The organism is Staphylococcus sp. HMSC34G04, from assembly GCF_001838765.1.
GTDB lineage: Bacteria > Bacillota > Bacilli > Staphylococcales > Staphylococcaceae > Staphylococcus > Staphylococcus epidermidis.
The window spans coordinates 45,493-68,539 of record NZ_KV838688.1 but is presented as its reverse complement, the minus strand read 5'-3'; the positions used below and the strand labels follow the sequence as shown (position 1 = coordinate 68,539).

Sequence of the window (23,047 nt, the reverse complement as noted above, 5' to 3'; positions counted from 1 at the left end):
TCTAACTTTCCTTTCTTTTTATCTTGCTAATAAAGAATCCATCAGAATTAAAATCTTGTGGAAGTATCTGTAACGTTTTAACTTGTTCACCAGTTACTGGATTTTGGATTGGTTCAAATTCAAAATCTTTATGTCTCTTTAAAAAAGTATAGATGACATTTTCGTTTTCCATTTGTTCTATTGTACATGTTGAATACACTATTGTACCACCAGGTTTAATATTATCTTTAACATTTTCTAAAATTTGTAATTGTAATTCTACTAAAGACTTAATACTATTTTGTGATTGACTATATTTAATTTCAGGTTTGTGTCTAAGAACACCTAAACCACTACACGGTGCATCAACAAGAATCTTATCATACATTTTATCGTATACTTCTGTGGCATCATGTTGAAAAGCCTTGATATTATTCAATTTCAATTTTTTAATATTTTGTTTAATAAGATTTATTTTATGTTCATGAATATCTGTTGCATCGACGTGACCTTCTGGTGACAGAATTTCTGCCATATGACAAGCTTTACCACCAGGTGCGCTACACGCATCTAAAACTTTATCATCACGCCCTAGGTTCATTACATAAGCTACCATCATTGAACTTTTATCTTGAATAGAGATATAACCTTCTTTAAAAGCGTTTGAATTAACCACAGGCAAGCCTGATATATGAAGACAAAATGGTAACATATCGTCTTTTTTAACATGGTAACCTTCCTGTTCTAACTTAGAGATAATTGAATCAATAGAACCACGAGATATATTGGCACGCACGGTTGTAGCTACAGGCTCTAAAAAAGATTGTGCAATGTTTTCAGTTTTTTCTATTCCAAAATGCGTCACCCAATGATCAACAATCCATTTGGGAAGACTGTATTGAATTGCAATTCTTTTTTTAGTATCATCTATATCTTCAAAGCTTGGTAATTCAGTGCGCATTACTGTTCGTAATATACCATTGACTATATTCCCTGTGTGATAGCCACCGCGTTTCTTTGCTATATCTACCGCTTCATGAATAATAGCATGGTTAGGTATTTTATCTAAATATAAATATTGATATAAACTCATCCACAGTAATTGTCGTACCCATGATTTGATTTTAGTTTTGATAAAAGGCTTAAGTAGATAATCTAATGTGTATTTTCTTTTTAGTGTTCCATATACTAATTCTGTGAACAAATTTTTATCTACTGTATTAATGTTATTTGTAGATAGAACCTCATTAATTTTTAAATTACTATAAGCACCTTTATTTAAGACGTCATTGATTGTTTCTAATGCATATGTTCGCACTGATTTCATCATAATAGAACTTTCCCAACTAACGACTCTTGTACACCACTTAAATAATCAGTAACTTTCATGCGTTTTTTTCCTGCAGGTTGAATCTCAGTAAGTGCGATCGCATCATCAGAACCAGTAGCTATGATGAGTTCATGCTTAGTAGCTTCAATAATTGTTCCTGGATTACCTTTTTTCCCTTTCACAATGAAAGCGCTAAATAATTTGAGATTCTTTTCGTTCATAGTTGTATAAGCTACTGGCCAAGGAGATAGTCCTCTAATATGGTTATGAATTGCTTGTGCACTCATATTCCAATCAATTCTCTCGTCTTCACGACGAATATTAGATGCAAATGTTGCAAGTGCATCATCTTGGGGGATGCTGTCATTGGTATTATCAATGATACTAGGAAGTGTCTTCTTTAATAATTCGGCACCTAAAAAGCTTAATTTATCATGCATTGTACCAACATTATCTTCTTCTTCAATACGAATTGATTGTTGCGAGATGATATTACCTGCATCAAGTTTTTTAACCATATACATAATCGTGATTCCAGTTTCTTCCTCACCATCAATGATAGCCTGATGTATAGGTGCTCCTCCTCTATACTTAGGTAACAATGATGCATGGACGTTAATAGCTCCTAATTTAGGTGCATTGAGTAAGGACTCTGGTAATAGTTGACCGAACGCAGCCGTTACTATTAAATCTGATTCTAAAGAAAGTAACACGTCTAATTCTTGAGAATCTTTAAGTTTTTCAGGCTGGTATACCGGTATTTGATGCTTTGTAGCTACTCTTTTTACTGGTGGTGGTGTCATCACTTTCTTACGTCCTACTGGTCTATCAGGTTGTGTCACTACAGCGATAACTTCATGCTCAGCAATTAACATCTCTAAAACTTTCGTTGAAAAATCAGGTGTTCCCATAAAAATGATTTTACTCATTGTCAAAATACGCCTCCACTTCAGTTTCATTTAATATATGATGTGCTCTTTTGGTAAATTGAATTCCATTAAGATGATCAATCATATGTAAAATCATGCGTGCGATATCATCATATGCAGTTAATTCAACTGCATTTCCATTGATATCATAGCTTTGTACAGTGATCATTTTGCTACGTTTAACTTCTCCATATATATGAGGTAAACTGATTGAGCCTTCTAAGTCAGAAACAGTCTCTTGAGATTGACTTTTAACGACAGGATTAATAAGTTGTAATAACCCTTCTTGTTCCATATCGATGAGTGCAACACTTTGATCTACTCCAATTTGAGGTGCACTAATTGCAGCGGCTTCCTCATGATATAATGTATCTTCCAAATCTTCCAATAACACTTTTAGTTTTTGATCATACGTGCTTACAGGTTGAATCGTTTTATTCAAAATAGGATGTGTTGATTTTACTAATTTCTTTACAGTCATCACTTAGGCTCCTCATTAAAATTCATCATATCATTATAACTTACTTAGTATGAAATTGCGACCTTTCAAAGTAAGCTTATATCTTTATCTCCTCTTCGTTCACCTCATACTTTAGAATGAAATATCAAAGTTATAAAGTAAAACAATTGCTTAATTTTGATTAAATTATAAAATAAGAAATGTAAGATATATAAAGCATTATGCTAAAGGAGTTGATATAAATGGAAGTTAATAAAGTCATTTATATTTTATTAGCAGTCTTTCTTGGTAGTTTTGGCATCCATAAATTTTATGCTGGCAAACCAATTCAAGGATTATTGCATATTCTATTTTGTTGGACTGCTATCCCGCATGTGTTAGCAATTATTAGTGCAGTTTTAACATTATTCAAACCTGCCGATGCTAACGGGAATGTCAGAATGTAAATCAATTGAATATCCATATGGCGCACTTAGTTTGATTTATAAGAACAGCCTCAAAAAACATCTAAAGTGATGGATTTTGAGGCTTTTTGATGTTTGACACTTCATTCACATCATCATTTGTGGATTAATATCAATTTTTAATGATAGTTTATCCTTTACATATTGATCATGATAATAATCATCTAAATATTGTAACGCTTGATGTAATTGAGGCTCACTCTTATATTTTACTAGTATTTGAAAACGATATTCATTGTTAATTCTTGCTAGTGCTGCTGGTGAAGGACCTAGCACGAATGCTTTTTCACTTAAGTGCTGTACTAAAATTTGATGAATATGCTTAGAAGCCACCATGACCTTTTTTATATCTGTATGTGAAATGGTAAAGTTAATCAAGAAATAGTAAGGTGGATATTTTCCTAATTTTCGATAATTCATTTCTTTTTGATAAAAAGAGAGATAATCGTTTAATTTCACATCCTTTATTGAATAATGATCAGGATTGTACGTTTGTATGATAACTTGGCCTTCTTTTTCATGACGACCTGCGCGTCCAGATACCTGAGTTAAAAGTTGGTATGTTCGTTCACTGGCACGAAAGTCAGGTAAATTTAACATAGTGTCAGCATTGAGCACACCAACTAGAGTAATGTTAGGATAATCCAAACCTTTAGCAATCATTTGCGTACCTAATAAGATATCTCCTTTTCCTGCTTCAAAGTCATTTAACAATTTCTCATGTGCACCTTTTCTTGAAGTTGTATCAACATCCATCCTTATAATACGAGCTTGAGGGAATTCTTGTTGTAATAATTCTTCTACACGTTGCGTTCCAGTTCCGACTTGTCTGATATGATCACTTTCACAATTTGGACATCGAGAAGGTGGATTTTCTTGATAACCACAGTAATGACATTTTAATTGATCGGTTGTTTTATGATATGTTAACGAAATATCACAATGGGGGCATTGGGGAACGTATCCACAATCTCTGCATAACATAAATGAAGCATATCCCCTTCTATTTAAGAATAGTACTATTTGTTCTTTTTTATCCAACCGTTCTTGTATCTCTTGTCTTAGTGCTATAGAAAACATGGAACGGTTACCCTCACTCAATTCTTCTCTCATATCTATAATATCAATATGCGGTAACGCTTGTTGATTGACTCTATGTGGCAATGACAACAATTCATAAACATTTTTTTCTGCTCTAGCATATGATTCAAGGCTAGGTGTTGCGCTACCTAAAACGACAGGACAATGATGAAATTGACTTCTCCATTGTGCAATATCACGCGCATGATATCTGGGATAATCTTCTTGTTTATATGTAGATTCATGTTCTTCATCAATAATAATGATGCCTAAATTTTTAAACGGTGCGAAAATACTTGAACGAGCACCTACACTCACTCGAGCTCGACCGTCTCTAATTTTTTGCCACTCATCATAACGTTCACCTTTTGAAAGTCCGGAATGTAATACCGCTACATCATCTCCAAATCGACGTTTAAATCTTAGCACCATCTGAGGTGTTAAGGCGATTTCCGGCACTAACATCATGGCTTCTTTACCTTTATTAAGAACTTCCTCTATTGTTTGAAGATAGACTTCGGTTTTACCTGAACCTGTGACTCCGTGTAATAAAAATGTTCTTTCTTTTTCATCATGAATATAATGTTTAATAGCTTCAAATGCATCTTGCTGTTCTTTAGTTAATATCCTCTTTTGTTCTTGTTCAAATATACGATTTGCATAAGGATCTCTAAAAACCTCGGCGGTATATTTTTCAATATAACCTTTTTTGATTAAAGAATCTAAACTCGAGTGAGAGAAACCCATATCATTGATTTCTTTTAAAAACACTGTTCGATGAGACTCTTCTAATAAAAATGCATACAAATCATATTGTTTTGTATATTTCTCGAGTTTTGCAAGTACTTCATCACCATTCAACGTATTAACTACGCCAACAGCTTTTTGAGTTTTCTTTTTTGTGTTTTGAGAAAGTATCGTGATCTCTTCAATCAATCCTTGATTTAACAAAGTCAACATTTCTTCTAAATCATTGTTTTGCTGAGCTTCTTTATATAAGTAATAACCGTCATTGTTAAATAGCGCTCTGGTTTTTGAAGATATATTTTTTGTATCGATAATTGAAAAAGCTTTCTTATACTTTGCTTTAATGGCACTTGGCAACATCGCTTCTAAAACAGAAATACGTTTCATCACATGATAATGGCTCATCCATTCGCTTAATTGAATCAGTTCGGATGTTAATTCAGGTTTAATATCACGCACTTCTTTTATTTCTTTTAGTTTTGATATATCCATATTTCCATCTGGTTCTTGTTGAATATTCATGACGTATCCTTGTATAGTTCTAGGACCAAAAGGTACCACAACACGAACGCCTATTTGAATCACACGTTCTAAATTTTTAGGAACAATATAATCAAATTTAAAATCGACACTTTTCGACGGAATATCAACAATTACTTTTGCAATCATTACTGCCACCTAGTTTCTAAAATTTCTATAATTTGATGTGCTAAAGCTGATTTTTTCCCTTTCTTAATATTTACTTTTTCATTATTTTTAAAATGCATAGTTAATTCATTGTCATCTGAACTAAAGCCTATTGATGTATCACCTACATTGTTCGAAATGATAACATCTGCATTTTTTCTTTTGAGTTTGTCTAGAGCATACTGTTCAATATTTTGTGTTTCAGCAGCAAAACCAACAAGATATTGGTGCGTTTTATTTTCTCCTAAGTATTTTAAAATATCCTTAGTACGCTTAAATTGAACAGATAATCCTCCTTCTTGTTTTTTTAATTTATGTTCAAGTATGTCCATTGGTGTATAGTCAGACACCGCCGCTGCTTTAATCACTATATCTTGTTTCGCAAAGCGTTCGGTTACAGCTTGAAACATATCCTCTGCACTCTCAACTTTAACAACATTAATCCCTTCAGGTAGAGATAAGTGGGTAGGACCACTAATTAAAGTTACGATTGCCCCCTTATCTCGTAATGCTTCAGCTATAGCATATCCCATTTTTCCTGATGAACGATTTGATACGTATCGAACTGGATCAATAACTTCAACTGTAGGTCCAGCGGTAACTAATGCGTGCTTTCCGGAAAAAGAGCTTTTTACAACATTCTCCTGTTGAGTAAAAAATTTATTAATAACAGATAGGATTTGCATGGGTTCTTCCATTCGCCCTTTTGCTACATAACCGCATGCTAAATAGCCACTACCAGGTTCAATAAAATAATATCCGTCTTGACTTAGCACTTTCATATTATGCTTAGTACGCGGATTGTTATACATATTTACATTCATTGCGGGTGCAACGAATTTTGGTGTTGTTGTAGCAAGTAATGTAGAAGTAATTAAATCATCAGCAATTCCAACACTTAATTTTGCGATAGTATTAGCAGTTGCTGGCGCGACTATAATCGCATCTGCCCAGTCTCCTAATGATACATGTTGAATCTCTTCAGGATTTTCTTCTTTAAATGTATTTGTGTAAACAGGATTTCTACTGATTGCTTGAAAAGCTAGTGGAGTAACAAACTCTTGAGCATGATCAGATAGCATAACTCTTACATCATAGCCGGATTGTATTAATTTACTTGTTAAATCAATTGCTTTATATGCTGCGATACCGCCTGTAACAGCTAATAAAATATGTTTCATTATTTATATTCTCCTTTAATACTTTATCGATACGCCTAAATTAGAAATGGAACGGAATAATTTAGTTATGTGTTATCTATTAATTATCAAATTTAAAGGCAACTTTGGCTATGCAAAAGCGCATCCTTCGTAAAAAGAGAGCGGAATAGAATTCATAATAAATTCATTATCCCACCCTGTCGCAATATGACCTTAAATAGAGAATCTAACAAAATTTTCATAACAGAAACTCAGACCCTGACACGTTTTATTTTAAGTATATTTTCAGGGTAGTCAATCTACTGCGAAGAGATTTAATGGCTAAAACTAGTCATTTATGTTTCAGATTCATTGACGACATATTTATAATTATTATACACAAATTAATCATTAAATTAAAAAAGTGACTATTACTAAATATAACTTTCAAGTTGGACAAAGAATTTTAGTCAGATTTCAAGCTTGTTTTAAGCGCTATTCAACTATTTTGTATGTTACTAGTAATTAAAAAACCTAGGACAATTTTTATGTCCCAGGCTCTACCAATATAAATAAAACTTTATCCTAAATATTCTTTCGGTACAACAGGTTCTATTTTACCATCAGCAATTTCTTCTAAAGCTTTTCCAACAGGTTTAGCTGATTGGTACTGATCTAAAAGCGCTGTTTCGCGTCTTTCATCTAATTCACGTGCTCTTTTAGCCGCCGTAGTGGCAATAAGATATTTTGAATTCACCTTTGCAGTAAGTTGGTTTAACGGTGGATTTAACATTATTTTTTGACCTCCAGTAACATTTTTCTATATTTAGCTTCGATTCGCTCTCTTTTTAAATGCTCAGCTTCAACAATTGACTGAATTCGATTCTTAGCGAGTTCAACCTCGTCGTTAACTACAACGTAGTCGTATAAATTCATCATTTCTACTTCTTTTCGCGCCTCGTTCACACGGCTTTGAATCTTTTCATCTGATTCAGTTCCTCTACCAACAAGACGTTCTCTCAAGTCATCTAAACTTGGAGGCGCTAAAAATATGAACAAAGCATCTGGAAATTTCTTTCTTACTTGCTTAGCACCTTCAACTTCGATTTCTAAAAAGACGTCATGACCTTCTTCCATAGTATCCTTTACATATTGTACAGGTGTACCATAATAATTACCTACATATTGTGCATACTCAATAAACTGGTCATCTTTAATTAACGCCTCAAATTCTTCCTTTGTTTTGAAGAAGTAATCTACACCATCAATTTCACCTTCACGCATATGACGTGTTGTCATTGATATAGAATACTTATATGAAGTAGTTGGGTCTTCAAATATCTTTTTTCTAACAGTTCCCTTTCCAACACCTGAAGGGCCTGAAAGAACAATTAACAGTCCTTTTTCCTTATCCATGCCTTACGACCTCTCTAAGCTATTCTTCTATTATTTAAATATAATATCATATTGCTACGATATATGTATAGCCGTACTTTGTTATAGAGTCAAATTCATCTTATTTCGTCATATTTTTAAAATTTTTATGCACTTCATTTCACCTTTATAAATTGCTTTAAAAATTAAGAATATTCAACTTTAAAATAATTTACAGTCTTTAATCATGACCTCTCACTTTACGCATGTTACAATATGATGAATGAAAAAGTATAAGGTGGCAGATAATTATGGCATATGATGGCTTATTTACTAAAAAAATGATTGAATCATTACAGGGTTTAGTCTCAGGCCGAATTCATAAAATAAATCAACCAGAAAATGACACAATAATTATTGTAATTAGACAAAATCGTAAAAATCATCAACTACTTCTATCGATTCATCCTAGTTTCTCTCGTTTACAATTAACTACTAAGAAATACGACAATCCATTTACACCACCAATGTTTGCAAGAGTTTTCCGTAAACACCTTGAGGGAGGCTTCATAAAAGCAATTCGACAGGTTGGTAACGATAGACGTATAGAGATTGATATCGAAAGTAAAGATGAAATTGGTGATACAATATATAGAACTATTATATTGGAAATAATGGGTAAACATAGTAACCTTATCCTTGTCGATGATCAACGTAAAATCATCGAAGGGTTTAAACATCTAACTCCTAACACAAATCAGTACAGAACCGTTATGCCTGGCTTCAAATATGAAGCACCACCAAATCAAAATAAAATCAATCCTTATGAATTAACAGGGCAAGAGGTATTAAAATATATTGACTTTAATGCTGGAAAGATTGCCAAGCAATTACTTAATATATGTGAGGGCTTTAGTCCACTAATCGCTAATGAAATTGTGAATCGTCGTCAATTTATGACTCAAAAAACATTACCTGATGCTTTTGATGAAGTCATGGCCGAAACCAAATCGGCATCTACTCCTGTCTTTCATAAAAATCATGAAACAGGTAAAGAGGATTTCTATTTCATGAAACTTAATCAATTCTATGATGATATAGTTGAGTATCATTCACTTCATGAACTATTGGATCGCTTTTATGATGCACGTGGTGAGAGAGAAAGAGTAAAACAACGTGCAAATGATTTAGTCAGATTTGTACAACAGCAACTGCAAAAACAACAAAATAAATTGAGTAAACTTATCGATGAGTATGAAAGTGCTAAAAACAAAGAAACTCAGCAATTATATGGAGAGTTGATCACAGCTAATATATATCGTATTCAACAAGGTGACGATTCTGTTATAGCGTTGAATTACTATACTGGTGAAGAAGTAAAGATTCCACTTAACCCTACAAAATCGCCATCAACTAACGCTCAATACTATTATAAACAATATAACCGTATGAAAACACGAGAGCACGAATTGACTCATCAGATTAAACTGACTAAAGAGAATATTGATTACTTTGATAATATTGAGCAACAGTTAAAGCACATTACCGTTGATGATATCGATGATATTCGCGACGAACTTGCTGAACAGGGATTCATGAAGCAAAGAAAACAGAGTAAAAAGAAAAAGCAGTCTAAAATTCAACTTCAAACGTATCATTCTACTGATGGAGATACGATATTAGTAGGTAAAAATAATAAACAAAATGATTATCTTACCAATAAAAAGGCACATAAAAATCATTTATGGTTCCATACAAAAGATATTCCAGGATCTCATGTTGTCATACTCAATGAGAGTCCAAGCGAAACAACGATTAAAGAAGCGGCAATGCTAGCTGGGTATTTCTCTAAAGCTGGTAGTTCAGCTCAAATTCCTGTAGATTATACGGAAATTAGACACGTTCATAAACCTTCTGGGGCAAAACCTGGATTCGTGACATATGACAACCAAAAGACCCTATTTGCAACACCTGATTATGATCATATTCAACAAATGAAAGAATCATAACATAAAAAAAGACAGCAGAATTGAATGCACATATCATTCAACATTCTGCTGTCCTTTTTAATCTATTTGTTTTCTGGTAAAGCAAGTTGAAAACTCACGCCAAATTTATCTTGAACCCATGCAAACTCTCTAAATGGTGGCATTTCTGTTTTAGGCATTAAAATGGCACCCTCACTTTTCAAACCATTAAATAAACGTTCCATCTCCATAGTATCCTTAACAGTGACATATAGTGACATTGCCGGATTCATAGGCAACTCTTCCCCACTATTTGCATCTATCGCCATAAATACTTGGCCATTTAACGTAAAGATGGAGTGTTGCACTGAGCCAGGCGTGCCCGGTCCTTCTTCGCCATACTTCACCATTGTAATAATTTCACTATCTTCAAATAAACTTGTGTATAATTGAATTGCTTCTTCAGCTTCATCATTAAACATTAAAAACGTCGTAATTTTTGGTATGTCCATATGCTACTCCTTCTTTTATATCGTATTCTTGTTATTTAAAAATCAATCTTACTTATTATTTTAACATGTATATACTTTCATTGTAGAATGTAGTTATATAGGATGTAAAAAATTAGAACTTTAATATAGTTTGATTCTTAATTTGATTGATAGTTCGATTAAGATTGGAGGCGTTGTTATGCTCATACATTATGGTGTACCATTATTAATATTTGCATTAGTTCTATTAATAGGATGGCTAATGACTAAGATGTTTATACGTTAATTTTGGGAAATTATTATAACCTTTGTTTTATCGTAAATGATGCGTGTAGAATTTCTTGATTTGAATATCATTATTTCAAATATGCATTGAAGGTAAAGTACAATTGTACGATGAATTAGAATACTCTCGTGATTTTTCTTCTCAGCTTATTTCCACAATTCATTCTGACTTTTTAATAAAAAATTTACTATGATTTCGCAGTTAATTCATAAAAAACACTCCAAAAGTTAATTGATTCATCACTTTTGGAGTGTTTTTACAATATCGATTTATAGTTAATGATTTAAATTTTTCTTGGCACGTTTAAAAATTTCAATTGAATGTTTAAATACTTCATCATTCATTGTTTTTGAAATATTTTCTTTACTAGAATGGTCTGATTGAGAATAAGATGGAATTCTATAATCATCTCGTCTATAAAGAAACTCATTACAATGTTTTATTAAAGTATAAAGATGATTATTATCATTGTTTTGTTCCATTAGACGCCCCCTCACCATTCATATATTACGATAAGTTATCTCGCCAATCAACTAATGTTTGGATGTCATTTAAAGAGATTTTCCCATCATCTTTCGCAACTTCTATAAGCTCATTATAATCACTTAAAGTATAAAACGGAATATGAGCCTTATTAAATGTCTCGTCTGCTTTTGCAAGACCATATGTGAATATAGCAACGACTCCAAGCACATTAGCTCCCGCTTCTTCCAATGCTTCGACAGCTGTAATCGAAGAACCTCCAGTAGAAATTAAATCCTCGACTACAACGACATTTTTATTCTCGCTTTTTGCACCTTCTATTTGGTTTTGTTTACCATGGCTTTTACTTTTTGATCTAACGTAATTCATAGGTAATTCCATTTTTTCTGAAATGTAAGCTGCATGAGGGATACCAGCAGTGGCCGTACCCGAGATAATTTCAACGTTAGAAAAATGTTCTTTAATTAATTGAATTAACCCATCTCTAATCGCATTACGCACTTCAGGGTACCCTAAAGTTATTCGATTATCACAATAAATAGGCGATTTAATTCCTGAGCTCCAAGTAAATAAATCATTTGGAGATAATGAAACTGCCTCTATGTCTAATAATGCTTTAGCAATATTTTTAGCCATTTAACTTAACCAACTTTCTTTTATTTTATGATAACTGTCAATTGGATGCTCACTTTGAGTGATAGGTCGACCTACTACGATATGTGTTGACCCCAAAGTTTTAGCTTCCTCAGGTGTTGTAATTCGTTGTTGATCATTACGAGCTGCGCCTTTCGGGCGAATACCTGGTGTCACTTTTAAAAAGTCAGAACCTAGTTCTTTAGAAATCATCTTAGCCTCAAGAGGAGAACATACGACACCGTCTAATCCAGCTTTTTTAGTAAGACGCGCATAATTTAGAACTGCCTCCTCTATAGAGGTTTGAATATTTTGTTCTTCATGTAATTGTCTTTCAGTAGTTGAAGTTAATTGAGTAACTGCAATGATTTTAATATCAGCATTATGTTTTCTTAACCCTTTTTTAGCTTCTTCCATCATTTTAATACCACCGGCAGCATGAACATTGACTAAATCAATGTCTAAACGTGCTAAGCCTTCCATTGCTTTGCTCACAGTATTAGGTATGTCATGTAATTTTAAATCTAAAAAGATATCATGACCTCTTTTTTTAATGGATTTAATTAAAGCTTGCCCTGTTTGATAAAATAACTCCATCCCAATTTTGACGCATAACGGTTCATTAAACTTATTTAAAAATGTATGAACCTCGTCTGCTGATTTAAAATCTAATGCTATAATGGGTAGATTTCTCACACTCATCTTCTCCTTTTAACTTCTATCATTAAGATTATACATTTCTCATAGTAAACGTCATGCTTTCAATGACATTTGTTAAAGCACTGGCAGTATCTAATGATGTTAAACAAGGCACACCATTTTCAACTGTTGTACGTCGAATTTGGAAACCATCTCGTTCGATTTCTTTTCCTTTTGTCATAGTATTAATGACAATTTGCACTTCTCCATTTTGAATTCGTGTCAGTAGATCATCCTCGCCACCGATTTTACCTACGACCTCAACTGGAATATTATGATCTTTTAACTTTTGTGCTGTTCCACGAGTCGCCAATATTTTGTAGCCTATTTCATTTAATCGATGTGCAATCTTGACTATTTCATCTTTATCTTTATCACTTACAGTCATCAATACTGTACCATGATCTTTCACTTCAAATCCGCTACCAGTGAGACCTTTGTATAGCGCTTTTTCAAGTGTAAGGTCTTTACCCATAACTTCACCTGTAGACTTCATCTCTGGTCCAAGCGTAATATCTACATTTTTTAATTTATTAAAACTAAATACGGGTGCTTTAACATATACGCCTTCAGAATAAGGTTGGATACCTTGCTTGTACCCCATTTCAGCAAGCGTTTCACCCATAATTGCACGCATCGCTAATTGAGCCATTTGAATATCAGTAATTTTACTTAAGAATGGTACCGTACGGCTTGAGCGCGGATTAACTTCTAACACATAGACACCGTCGTGAGCTATGACAAATTGAATGTTAATAAGACCTTTAATATTTAAACCTTTTGCCAATTTAATTGTGTAGTCTTCAAGTGTATTAATTTCGTCTTGAGTCAGTGTTTGTGGCGGATAAACTGCAATAGAATCTCCACTGTGAACACCTGCACGCTCTATATGTTCCATAATTCCTGGAATTACGACAGTCTCCCCATCTGAAATAGCATCCACTTCTATCTCTTTTCCTGTTAAATAGCGGTCTACCAATACAGGATGTTCTGGACTTGCTTTAACAGCTTGAGTCATATAATTTTCAAGCTCTTGATCATTATCAACAATCTCCATTGCACGGCCACCAAGCACGTATGAAGGACGAACTACAACCGGATAACCTATTTCTCTTGCATTTTTAAGAGCTTCTTTAGGTGATGTAGCAGTTTTCCCTTGTGGCTGAGGTACAGATATTTCACGTAATAGCGCTTCAAATTCTTTTCTATCCTCAGCTCGATTTAAATCTTCTAATGATGTTCCAAGAATTTTAACACCATGCTGTGCTAATTTATCGGCTAAGTTTATTGCTGTTTGACCACCAAATTGTACTACAACACCTTTAGGTTGTTCTAAGTTAATGATATTCATGACATCTTCTTCTGTAAGTGGTTCAAAATATAATTTGTCAGAAATTGAAAAGTCAGTAGATACAGTCTCCGGATTATTATTCACAATAATAGCTTCGTAACCAGCATTTTGAATCGCCCATACTGCATGTACAGTTGCATAATCGAATTCAACACCTTGGCCAATTCTAATTGGTCCTGAACCTAGTACTAGAATTTTCTCTTTATCAGTTACTATAGATTCATTTTCATCTTCATACGTACCATAATAGTACGGCGTTGTGGATTCAAATTCAGCTGCACATGTATCAACCATTTTATAAACTGGTTTAATATTTTGACTCATACGTAGTTCATATATATCTTTTTCTTCCATATCCCATCGATGAGCAATCACTTTGTCACTAAAGCCATAATCTTTAGCGTATTTTAAATACTCTAAATCGCCTTGATGATTTTTAAGTTCATGCTCAATGTCAATAATGTTTTGGAACTTATTTAGGAAGAAATAGTCAATTTTTGTCATATTATGAAGTTCTTCAAGAGATGTTCCTCTACGAATTGCTTCTCCGATAAAGAACAATCTTTCATCATCTTGATGTCCGATACGCTCTTTAATGTAATCTAATTCATAACTTTCTCCATTTGGTAAACCTAAATGATGAACACCATATTCAAGTGAGCGAATGGCTTTCAGTAAAGATTCTTCATATGTACGACCGATTGCCATGACTTCGCCTGTCGCTTTCATTTGAGTTCCAAGTTCACGTTCACCTTTTTCGAATTTATCGAATGGGAAACGTGGAATTTTAGAAATAACATAGTCTAAAGTGGGTTCAAATGCAGCATATGAAGTTCCTGTAATAGGGTTAAGCATTTCATCTAGTGTTAAACCTACGGCAATCTTAGCGGCTAATTTTGCAATAGGATAACCCGTTGCTTTGGAAGCTAACGCTGATGAACGAGACACACGTGGGTTGACCTCAATGATGTAATAATTCAATGAATGCGGGTCAAGTGCGAGTTGCACATTACATCCACCTTCAATACCTAAAGCACGAATTACCTTTAAGGATACGTCTCGTAGCATTTGATATTCTACATCTGATAGTGTTTGACTCGGTGCAACAACGATTGAATCTCCAGTATGAATGCCTACAGGATCTATGTTCTCCATATTACATACTACGATGGCGTTATCATTTTTATCACGCATAACTTCATATTCAATTTCTTTATAACCTGCAATTGATTTTTCTATTAAACATTGTGTAGCAGGGCTATAATGCAAACCATTACTAACAACTTCTTTTAATTCAGCATCATTATGGCAAATACCACCGCCAGTACCCCCCATCGTAAATGCAGGACGTACAATTAACGGATATCCAACTTGTTCTTTAAATTCAAATGCTTGTTCTACTGTATTAACGATATCGCTTTCTGGTACAGGTACATTTAAATCATTCATTAATGTTCTAAACATTTCACGATCTTCTGCTTGTTGAATAGACTCTAGCTCTGTCCCCAACAACTTTACATTATTAGCTTCTAACACGCCACTATCATGAAGTTGAATCGCCATGTTCAACCCAGTTTGACCACCTAAAGTAGGTAATAATGCATCTGGTTGTTCTTTTCTAATAATACGAGCAATAAAATCGTGCGTTAATGGTTCTATGTACACCTTATCGGCAATTTCTTTATCTGTCATTATTGTTGCAGGATTAGAATTAACTAAAATAACTCTGTAGCCTTCTTCTTTTAATGCTAGACAAGCTTGTGTTCCTGCATAGTCAAATTCTGCAGCTTGTCCAATAATAATTGGGCCTGAACCGACTACTAAAATTGTCTGAATATCATCTCTTTTAGGCATTGATTTGACGCTCCTTTTCTTTGAAATCCTTCATCATTGTTATGAACTCATCAAATAAGTAATTAGAATCACTTGGACCTGGTCTTGCTTCAGGATGATATTGGACTGAAAACGCTGGAAGTTCTTTATGTCTTAGTCCTTCAACAGTACCATCGTTTAAAGCAATATGTGTAACTTCAAGGTCAGTATTTTTAAGCGAGTCACGGTCAATAGAATAGCCGTGATTTTGGCTCGTGATATCTATTTTACCTGTTCTTAAATCTTTAACGGGATGGTTCGCACCACGATGTCCAAATTTCATTTTGAATGAAGTTGCGCCTTGCGATAATGCAAAAAGTTGATGACCAAGGCAGATACCAAAGAATGGTATCTTTCCTAATATGCCTCTGATCATATCTAAAGCAACGTCAACTTCGTCTGGATCACCAGGGCCGTTTGATAGCATGACACCATCTGGAGACATGCTTAAAATCTCTTCAGCTGACGTATCATATGGTACAACTGTGACGTTGCAACCACGTAAATTTAATTCACGAACGATATTTTGCTTTTTACCAAAGTCGAGTAAAACGACACTTAAATCGGAACCTGTTGATACATATGGTGTTTTTGTAGAAACCGTTTGAACTTCATCTCTAGGTAACTCAGCAGTTTTCAACTGTTCAACAAGTTCCTGAATGTTATCTTTATTATCTGTAAATCCAGCTCTCAAAACACCATGATTTCTAATTTTACGAGTAATACTTCTAGTATCTACACCCGATATACCAGGAATATGATATTGAGCAAGTGTTTCGTGTAATGTTTTTTGGTGTCTAAAGTTACTAGGGTGTGTACTTGCTTCCTTTACTACTACCCCATTTAATTTAGGTGTTAATGATTCAAAATCATCGCGATTGATACCATAGTTTCCAATTAGTGGGTACGTAAAAGTTATGATTTGACCTGTGTAAGACGGGTCAGAGATTGTTTCTTGGTACCCCGTCATAGCAGTGTTGAATACAATTTCGCCTATAGATAAGTCATCTGACCCTAAGCGATATCCTTCGTAATAAGAGCCATCTTCCAGTACAAGATAACGTTTTTCAAGCATCTACTTTTCCTCCTCGAATACTACTTCACCTTTAAGCATTGTTAGTGTTGGATTTCCATAAACTTTTTCACCAATAAATGGAGTGTTATCAGCTTTAGATAAGAAATCTTCACTTTTGATTTCTTTTTCAGTATTTAGATCAATAATTGTTAAATCAGCGTAACTATCTTTGTGTAATTTTCCATAATTTAAGTTGAAAATAGTAGCTGGTTTAATAGTGAAATAATCAACTAATTGTTGCAGTGACCAATTACCTCGTCTTACAAAGTGTGTATAAAGTAATGGGAATGCTGTTTCACTACCTACGATACCGAAAGGTGCTTTTGTCATAGGTTGTTCTTTTTCTTCTTTAGCGTGAGGTGCATGATCCGTTGCAATACAATCAATTGTTCCATCTAATAAGCCTTCTAAAAGTGCTTCTCTATCTTCATTACTTCTTAATGGTGGATTCATTTTGTAGTTTGAATCATCACCAGGAACATCATTTTCAGTTAATAATAAATGATGTGGTGTAACTTCTGCTGTTACATGGATACCAGCTTTTTTAGCGTCTCTGATTACTCGAACACTTTCCTTAGTTGAAACATGGCACACATGATAGTGACAACCAGTTGCTTCAGCTAATAGTACATCTCTAGCAATTTGTACAGATTCAGCAATATTTGGAATACCAGGTATGCCTAATTCTTCACTACGTTTACCTTTATGCATTGCACCACCATAGATTAAGCTATTATCTTCGCAGTGTGCGACAATCGGTTTTTTAACTTTTGCAGCTTGCTTCATAGCAGCATACATCATACTTGCTGTTTGAACACCCACACCATCATCTGTAAATGCAAACACACCTTCTAGTGCTAATTTTTCAAAATCAACAAGTTCAGTACCTGCTTGTCTCTTAGTAATAGCAGCATAAGGCAACACCCTAACTTGTGCTGTTTCAGAAATTCGTTGTCTTAATTCTCTAACATGTTCAACTGTATCTGGTACAGGTCTTGTATTAGGCATAGGACATACTGTAGTAAAACCACCTCTTGCAGCGGCTTTTGTACCACTTTCAATTGTTTCTTTATGTTCACCACCTGGTTCACGTAGGTGCACATGAACATCTACAAAACCTGGAGCAATTAAATTTCCTTTTGCATCAATAACTTCAATATTTGAAGATGAAGCATTTATCTTACTACTAATTTGTTTAATACGTTTACCATCGATTAATATTTCTGTGTCTTTTAGGATACCGTTTTTTAAGATTTTTCCGTTTTTAATTAATTTCATGTAGAATTAACCCCTTTCTATTGTAAAAGCGCACTTATTACTGCCATTCTTAAATACATTCCATTTTCCATCTGCTTAAATATTCGAGACTTAGGTGCTTCAACTAGCTCACTTTTAATTTCAACACCTCTATTTACAGGAGCTGGATGCATTACAATGGCTTCCTCTTTTAATTTATCATATCTAGCCTGTGTTAAACCAAATTGTTGATGATATTCCTCAGCAGCAAAGTTAGCTTCACCTGAAATTCCATGTCTTTCATGTTGAACTCTAAGCAACATAACAATATCTACTTTATCAATGACTTCATCAATTTCAACATAAGGCGCCTCTAATGTATTATCTACCCATTCTTTTGGACTTGAGAACATTACGTTGGCACCTAATGATGTTAAACTATGATAATTACTTCTTGCGACACGAGAATTTTTAATGTCACCACATATTAGAATATTCAATCCTTCAAACGAACCATATTCTTCATATATTGTCATTATGTCTAATAAACTCTGAGTAGGATGTTGTCCACTTCCATCACCTGCATTAGCAATTGGAATATTTAATTGATTCAGTTCTTCGTAATAAGAATTTTGGGAGTGACGTATGACAAGTAAATCAACACCTATGCTTTCAAGTGTTTTACATGTGTCATAAAGTGACTCACCCTTTTTTACAGATGATGTACTTGTTTCAAAATTAATAAGTTTTAATCCTAATTTTTGTTCTGCCATCTCAAAGCTACACTTTGTTCGCGTTGAATTTTCGAAGAATAAGTTTGATACGTATTGACCGTTAAATTGAGGTAATGGTCGCTCACCAGATTTGAATTGGCAAGCAATAGTAATTAAATCATAAATTTCTGAATTAGATAAATGCTCCATTGATAATAAGTGTTCCATAAAGCGCCTCCTATAGAAATAAAGCTTAATTTATTTGGTTTTTCTCTTTTGGCAAAATTAAATTTAATATTATTCCTGAAAGTGCTGATAATGCCATTCCTTCAATTTGTAAATTGATACCTATGCCTTTTAAATTGATAAGAAGATTACCAATCCCGACAACAAGCACAACTGATGCTATAACTAAGTTGCGATTGCTTGAGAAATCTACTTGACTTTCAACAAGCATTCTTAAACCACTAGCTGCTATAATACCGAATAATAAAATTGAGACACCACCCATCACTGGCGTAGGTATTGAAGATATTAAAGCAGTGAACTTACCAATAAATGCAAGAATAATAGCTATAACTGCCGCACCACCAATTACGTAAATACTGTATATTTTGGTAATCGCTAGTACACCTATATTTTCACCATAAGTTGTACTAGGAGGCCCTCCTATCATACTTGCAAACATAGTTGAAACACCATCACCAATGATTGATTTATCTAAACCTGGATTTTCAAAGAAATTTCGTCCTACTATTTTGTTAATTACCATTTGATGACCAATATGTTCACTTACCGTCACAAACACCACGGGTATCATCACGAGAATGAGTCCTAAATGAAAAGATGGTGTGTAATCTTTAAATGGTAGATAAATATGAGGAAAATCTATCCATTTCGCTTGTGCTATTGGAGCAAATTTAACTATGCCCATGAAAATAGATACAATATATCCCACTATAATACCTATAAGTACAGGTATAAGTGATAAAAACCCTTTGAAGAATCCTTGGACGATGATGGTTACTGCTAATGTAATCAAAGCAACAATTAAGTAACTTAAGTTATACCCTTTCATCTCAGCAGAATTTTCAAACATAGCCATGTTTACTGCTGTAGGAGCTAAACTTAACCCAATAACCATTATTACTGGTCCGACAACTACTGGTGGTAACAAGTGCATTAACCAATGTGTTCCACTCAATTTAATGAAAATACCTATAATCACGTACATTAATCCACTCATAAATAATGCAACCAGCATATCTCCAAGACTATGTGTACTTAACCCTGTGATGATAGGTGTAATAAAGGCAAAACTTGATCCTAGGTAGGCAGGAATTTTTGCTTTTGTGATTAATATGTATAAAAGTGTACCAATACCTGATGCCAATAAAGCTGCTGATATAGGCAGATGTGTTAAAAATGGTACAAGTACAGTTGATCCAAACATTGCAAATAAATGTTGAAGGCTTAGAAATGCCCATTGTGCTGGTTTTGGTTTATCTTTTACATCAAGAACTGGCTGAACGGTACGCTCAAACATTTGCTCATTTTCCATGTTGATTCATTTCCTTTCATAAAAAAAGTCTCTTCACAATCAGTAGAGTGTAAAGAGACTAAAATGAAATATATCTAAGTGTAATGTTAAGTTAAGCTTTTATCATCACATTTATCAATGAAGCTTCCATTGGATATTTATAGTTTACATAATCTTTTTATAGTCATATGTTCATCTATCCATATGAATTACTTCACCTTTTTCAGTCTCTCGTACTGTTTTAAAAGGATAATTATTCAATGACGACTGCATTTCTGTCGTCAATTTCTTCTAAATAAACTGAAACAGATTCATCTCGTGCAGTAGGTATATTTTTTCCTACAAAATCTGCGCGTATAGGGAGTTCACGATGACCGCGATCCACAAGTGCTGCAAGCCCTATTTTAATAGGTCTTGTATGTAATAAAATCGCATCTAATGAGGCTCTTACTGTACGTCCGGTATACAAAACATCATCAATGATAACAACCACTTTGTTATTAATATCTACATTAATATCAAAAGCGCGTTGATCAGCTTGTTGCACTACCTTATCAACGTCATCTCGAAAATGTGTAATATCGATAGTACCTGTTGGTACTAATTGTTGTTCAATTGAATTTATTTTATCTTGTATACGATGTGCTAAAAAAGCACCCCTAGTTTTAATGCCTAATAGAACTAAATCTTTGGTTCCCTTGTTATATTCTAGAATTTCATGAGCAATTCGTGTAATTGTACGTTGTATCGCTGCATCATCTAAAATAATTCGTTCAGACATTGTTTCACCTCTTTTAATATAAAAAAACTCATATCTTTAATAAAGATATGAGACAAAAAGTTAAAGAGAATAAGCAATATTCCCTATCATATTCACATTCTTAAGTTATAAACACAGCAAAAGTATTAGTAACTTAATCATCAAAATATTATTATCCTAATTATTCATATCTTCGGAGCCTCTCTGGACCCTCAATTAAAGATGACGTTTTTATATTTAAACTGTTATAAGTTTAAATCTTTTAATAGTATAAGTCAATGGCAAAGTTAGTATTTATAATAAAAAACGATGTCACATTCGTTTAAGCATCTCTACGTCTTATATCATCTAGTAATTTTTCAAAATCGTTAGGTAATGTTGCATGCTTCTCAATGTATTTATGTGTTACAGGATGTTCGAAACCAATGATACCAGCATGTAAAGCTTGTCCACCGATATCTAACGTTTTTTTAGGTCCATACTTCGGATCCCCTACAAGAGGATAACCAATATATTTCATATGTACACGAATTTGATGTGTACGCCCTGTTTCTAATTGACATTCTATCAATGTATAATCTTTAAAATGCTCTAATACATTAAAGTGTGTCACAGCTTCTTTACCGTCATCAACCACAGCCATAGCTTGTCTATCGTTTTTATTTCGACCAATTGGCGCGTCAATTGTGCCATAATCATGAGGTATATTACCATGAACTAACGCCGTGTATTTTCGTTTAACAGTTTTAGACATAAGTTGTTCAACTAAATGACGATGGGCAACATCATTTTTAGCAACCATTAATAAACCAGACGTATCTTTATCTATTCTATGAACTATGCCAGGACGTATTTCGCCATTAATTCCTGATAAATCTTTAATTTGATACATTAATCCATTTACTAATGTCCCGCTATAATGGCCTGGAGATGGATGTACAACCATACCTTTTGGCTTATATACAATAGCAACATCTTCGTCTTCATAATAAATATCTAAATTTAAGTTTTCAGGTTTGATATCTGCCTCTACGACTTCTTTCTCGGTTACAACAATTTTGTCATTTAACTTGACCTTATAGTTCGATTTGATTACTTTACCATTTACCTTGACTAAACCTTCTTTAATCCAATCTTGAAGTTGACTACGTGACCAATCTTTATTTAAATCTGAAACAAGTTTATCTATACGTTGTCCAACTTGTGATTGTTCAATAATATTAAAATTATAATTTCCCATAACTAGACCTCCTTCTTATTTATGATTGCATCTTTAATGAGTGTGATGATTACGAATATAACCCCAATTGTTAAGCTTGAATCCGCAATATTAAAGATAGGAAAATCGTAACCGAATATATTCGTATCAATAAAATCCACAACTTCACCATGTAATACGCGGTCAATAAAATTTCCTAAGGCTCCAGCGAATAATAGGCTTATTGCAACCTGCATAAATAAATTAAATTGTGCTTCTTTAATATAAAAAATAACTAAAACGATTAAAATAATGATAGTAATAATATAGAAAAATAGCATTTTACCACTCAAAATCCCCCATGCTGCACCGTTGTTTCTATGGGATGTAATATTTAAAAAGTTAGGGATAATTTCATATGAATCTCCAACCTTCATTGAGATTGTAATAAGCCATTTAGAAACTTGATCGAAAACTAGTACAATGAATGTCATAAGTAAAGAGATGCTAATATAGTATTTCTTTTTCAAAGAAGTGCCTCCATTCTTTTTAAT

The 23,047-nt window shown here is 33.6% G+C and carries 21 protein-coding genes; 2 read left to right on the top strand and 19 right to left on the bottom strand.

The features are described from left to right. Window position 1: 1 nt before the first annotated feature. Genes rsmB through HMPREF3241_RS00695 form a run of 3 tightly spaced genes read right to left on the bottom strand, consistent with a single transcriptional unit; the run spans window position 2 to window position 2,719 of the window. On the bottom strand, window positions 2-1,309 hold the full coding sequence (gene rsmB / locus HMPREF3241_RS00705) for a 16S rRNA (cytosine(967)-C(5))-methyltransferase RsmB (protein WP_002446257.1): 1,308 nt from the start codon (window positions 1,307-1,309) through the stop codon (window positions 2-4). Further along, window positions 1,306-2,238 (bottom strand): methionyl-tRNA formyltransferase, encoded by a 933-nt coding sequence (fmt, locus tag HMPREF3241_RS00700; RefSeq protein ID WP_002446256.1) that lies wholly within the window; start codon window positions 2,236-2,238, stop codon window positions 1,306-1,308. The genes rsmB and fmt overlap by 4 nt, the downstream gene beginning before the upstream one ends. Further along, window positions 2,231-2,719 (bottom strand): peptide deformylase, encoded by a 489-nt coding sequence (locus HMPREF3241_RS00695; RefSeq protein ID WP_001830064.1) that lies wholly within the window; start codon window positions 2,717-2,719, stop codon window positions 2,231-2,233. Before HMPREF3241_RS00695 ends, fmt begins: the two co-directional genes overlap by 8 nt. Before the next feature lie 221 nt (window positions 2,720-2,940). On the opposite strand from HMPREF3241_RS00695, the gene HMPREF3241_RS00690 reads away from it, so the two are divergent. Then, window positions 2,941-3,144 carry a TM2 domain-containing protein gene (locus tag HMPREF3241_RS00690; protein ID WP_001830141.1) on the top strand — a complete coding sequence of 68 codons (204 nt, stop codon included), beginning with the start codon at window positions 2,941-2,943 and terminating at the stop codon, window positions 3,142-3,144. A gap of 105 nt (window positions 3,145-3,249) precedes the next feature. Here the strand turns inward: HMPREF3241_RS00690 and priA are convergent, their stop codons facing one another. The 4 genes from priA to gmk form a co-directional block, all read right to left on the bottom strand. Beyond that, complete coding sequence (gene priA / locus HMPREF3241_RS00685) at window positions 3,250-5,658, bottom strand: primosomal protein N' (protein WP_002486278.1); 2,409 nt, start codon at window positions 5,656-5,658, stop codon at window positions 3,250-3,252. Beyond that, a complete protein-coding gene (gene coaBC / locus HMPREF3241_RS00680; protein ID WP_002446253.1) occupies window positions 5,658-6,857 on the bottom strand; it encodes a bifunctional phosphopantothenoylcysteine decarboxylase/phosphopantothenate--cysteine ligase CoaBC in 1,200 nt (399 codons plus the stop codon). Before coaBC ends, priA begins: the two co-directional genes overlap by 1 nt. A gap of 538 nt (window positions 6,858-7,395) precedes the next feature. Next, window positions 7,396-7,608 carry a DNA-directed RNA polymerase subunit omega gene (gene rpoZ / locus HMPREF3241_RS00675; RefSeq protein ID WP_002446252.1) on the bottom strand — a complete coding sequence of 71 codons (213 nt, stop codon included), beginning with the start codon at window positions 7,606-7,608 and terminating at the stop codon, window positions 7,396-7,398. Continuing rightward, on the bottom strand, window positions 7,608-8,231 hold the full coding sequence (gene gmk / locus HMPREF3241_RS00670; RefSeq protein ID WP_002446251.1) for a guanylate kinase: 624 nt from the start codon (window positions 8,229-8,231) through the stop codon (window positions 7,608-7,610). Before gmk ends, rpoZ begins: the two co-directional genes overlap by 1 nt. 269 nt (window positions 8,232-8,500) lie before the next feature. Between gmk and HMPREF3241_RS00665 the strand changes: the two genes are divergently transcribed. Beyond that, on the top strand, window positions 8,501-10,198 hold the full coding sequence (locus HMPREF3241_RS00665) for an Rqc2 family fibronectin-binding protein (protein ID WP_002486276.1): 1,698 nt from the start codon (window positions 8,501-8,503) through the stop codon (window positions 10,196-10,198). A gap of 62 nt (window positions 10,199-10,260) precedes the next feature. On the opposite strand, the gene HMPREF3241_RS00660 is transcribed toward HMPREF3241_RS00665, so the two are convergent. The 12 genes from HMPREF3241_RS00660 to lspA form a co-directional block, all read right to left on the bottom strand. Beyond that, window positions 10,261-10,668 (bottom strand): VOC family protein, encoded by a 408-nt coding sequence (locus HMPREF3241_RS00660; protein WP_002446249.1) that lies wholly within the window; start codon window positions 10,666-10,668, stop codon window positions 10,261-10,263. Between the two features lie 540 nt (window positions 10,669-11,208). After that, window positions 11,209-11,415: a hypothetical protein gene (locus HMPREF3241_RS00655; RefSeq protein WP_002475937.1), complete on the bottom strand. Its 207-nt coding sequence runs from the start codon at window positions 11,413-11,415 to the stop codon at window positions 11,209-11,211. A gap of 25 nt (window positions 11,416-11,440) precedes the next feature. Beyond that, window positions 11,441-12,052 (bottom strand): orotate phosphoribosyltransferase, encoded by a 612-nt coding sequence (gene pyrE, locus HMPREF3241_RS00650; protein ID WP_002446247.1) that lies wholly within the window; start codon window positions 12,050-12,052, stop codon window positions 11,441-11,443. Continuing rightward, a complete protein-coding gene (pyrF, locus tag HMPREF3241_RS00645) occupies window positions 12,053-12,745 on the bottom strand; it encodes an orotidine-5'-phosphate decarboxylase (RefSeq protein WP_070853378.1) in 693 nt (230 codons plus the stop codon). It lies immediately after the preceding gene. Window positions 12,746-12,779: 34 nt separating this feature from the next. Next, window positions 12,780-15,953 (bottom strand): carbamoyl-phosphate synthase large subunit, encoded by a 3,174-nt coding sequence (gene carB / locus HMPREF3241_RS00640; protein ID WP_002446245.1) that lies wholly within the window; start codon window positions 15,951-15,953, stop codon window positions 12,780-12,782. Then, a complete protein-coding gene (locus tag HMPREF3241_RS00635) occupies window positions 15,946-17,046 on the bottom strand; it encodes a carbamoyl phosphate synthase small subunit (protein ID WP_002446244.1) in 1,101 nt (366 codons plus the stop codon). Before HMPREF3241_RS00635 ends, carB begins: the two co-directional genes overlap by 8 nt. Further along, window positions 17,047-18,324 carry a dihydroorotase gene (locus tag HMPREF3241_RS00630; protein ID WP_002446243.1) on the bottom strand — a complete coding sequence of 426 codons (1,278 nt, stop codon included), beginning with the start codon at window positions 18,322-18,324 and terminating at the stop codon, window positions 17,047-17,049. It abuts the gene before it with no gap. A gap of 17 nt (window positions 18,325-18,341) precedes the next feature. Continuing rightward, window positions 18,342-19,223, bottom strand: a complete 882-nt coding sequence (locus tag HMPREF3241_RS00625) for an aspartate carbamoyltransferase catalytic subunit (RefSeq protein ID WP_002475924.1) — start codon at window positions 19,221-19,223, stop codon at window positions 18,342-18,344. 25 nt (window positions 19,224-19,248) lie between these two features. After that, complete coding sequence (locus tag HMPREF3241_RS00620) at window positions 19,249-20,556, bottom strand: uracil-xanthine permease family protein (protein WP_002446242.1); 1,308 nt, start codon at window positions 20,554-20,556, stop codon at window positions 19,249-19,251. A 232-nt stretch (window positions 20,557-20,788) separates the two neighbouring features. Continuing rightward, a complete protein-coding gene (pyrR, locus tag HMPREF3241_RS00615; RefSeq protein ID WP_002446241.1) occupies window positions 20,789-21,316 on the bottom strand; it encodes a bifunctional pyr operon transcriptional regulator/uracil phosphoribosyltransferase PyrR in 528 nt (175 codons plus the stop codon). Between the two features lie 301 nt (window positions 21,317-21,617). After that, on the bottom strand, window positions 21,618-22,535 hold the full coding sequence (locus tag HMPREF3241_RS00610; protein ID WP_002446240.1) for an RluA family pseudouridine synthase: 918 nt from the start codon (window positions 22,533-22,535) through the stop codon (window positions 21,618-21,620). A 2-nt stretch (window positions 22,536-22,537) separates the two neighbouring features. After that, window positions 22,538-23,023: a signal peptidase II gene (gene lspA, locus HMPREF3241_RS00605; RefSeq protein WP_002457401.1), complete on the bottom strand. Its 486-nt coding sequence runs from the start codon at window positions 23,021-23,023 to the stop codon at window positions 22,538-22,540. Window positions 23,024-23,047 lie beyond the last annotated feature (24 nt).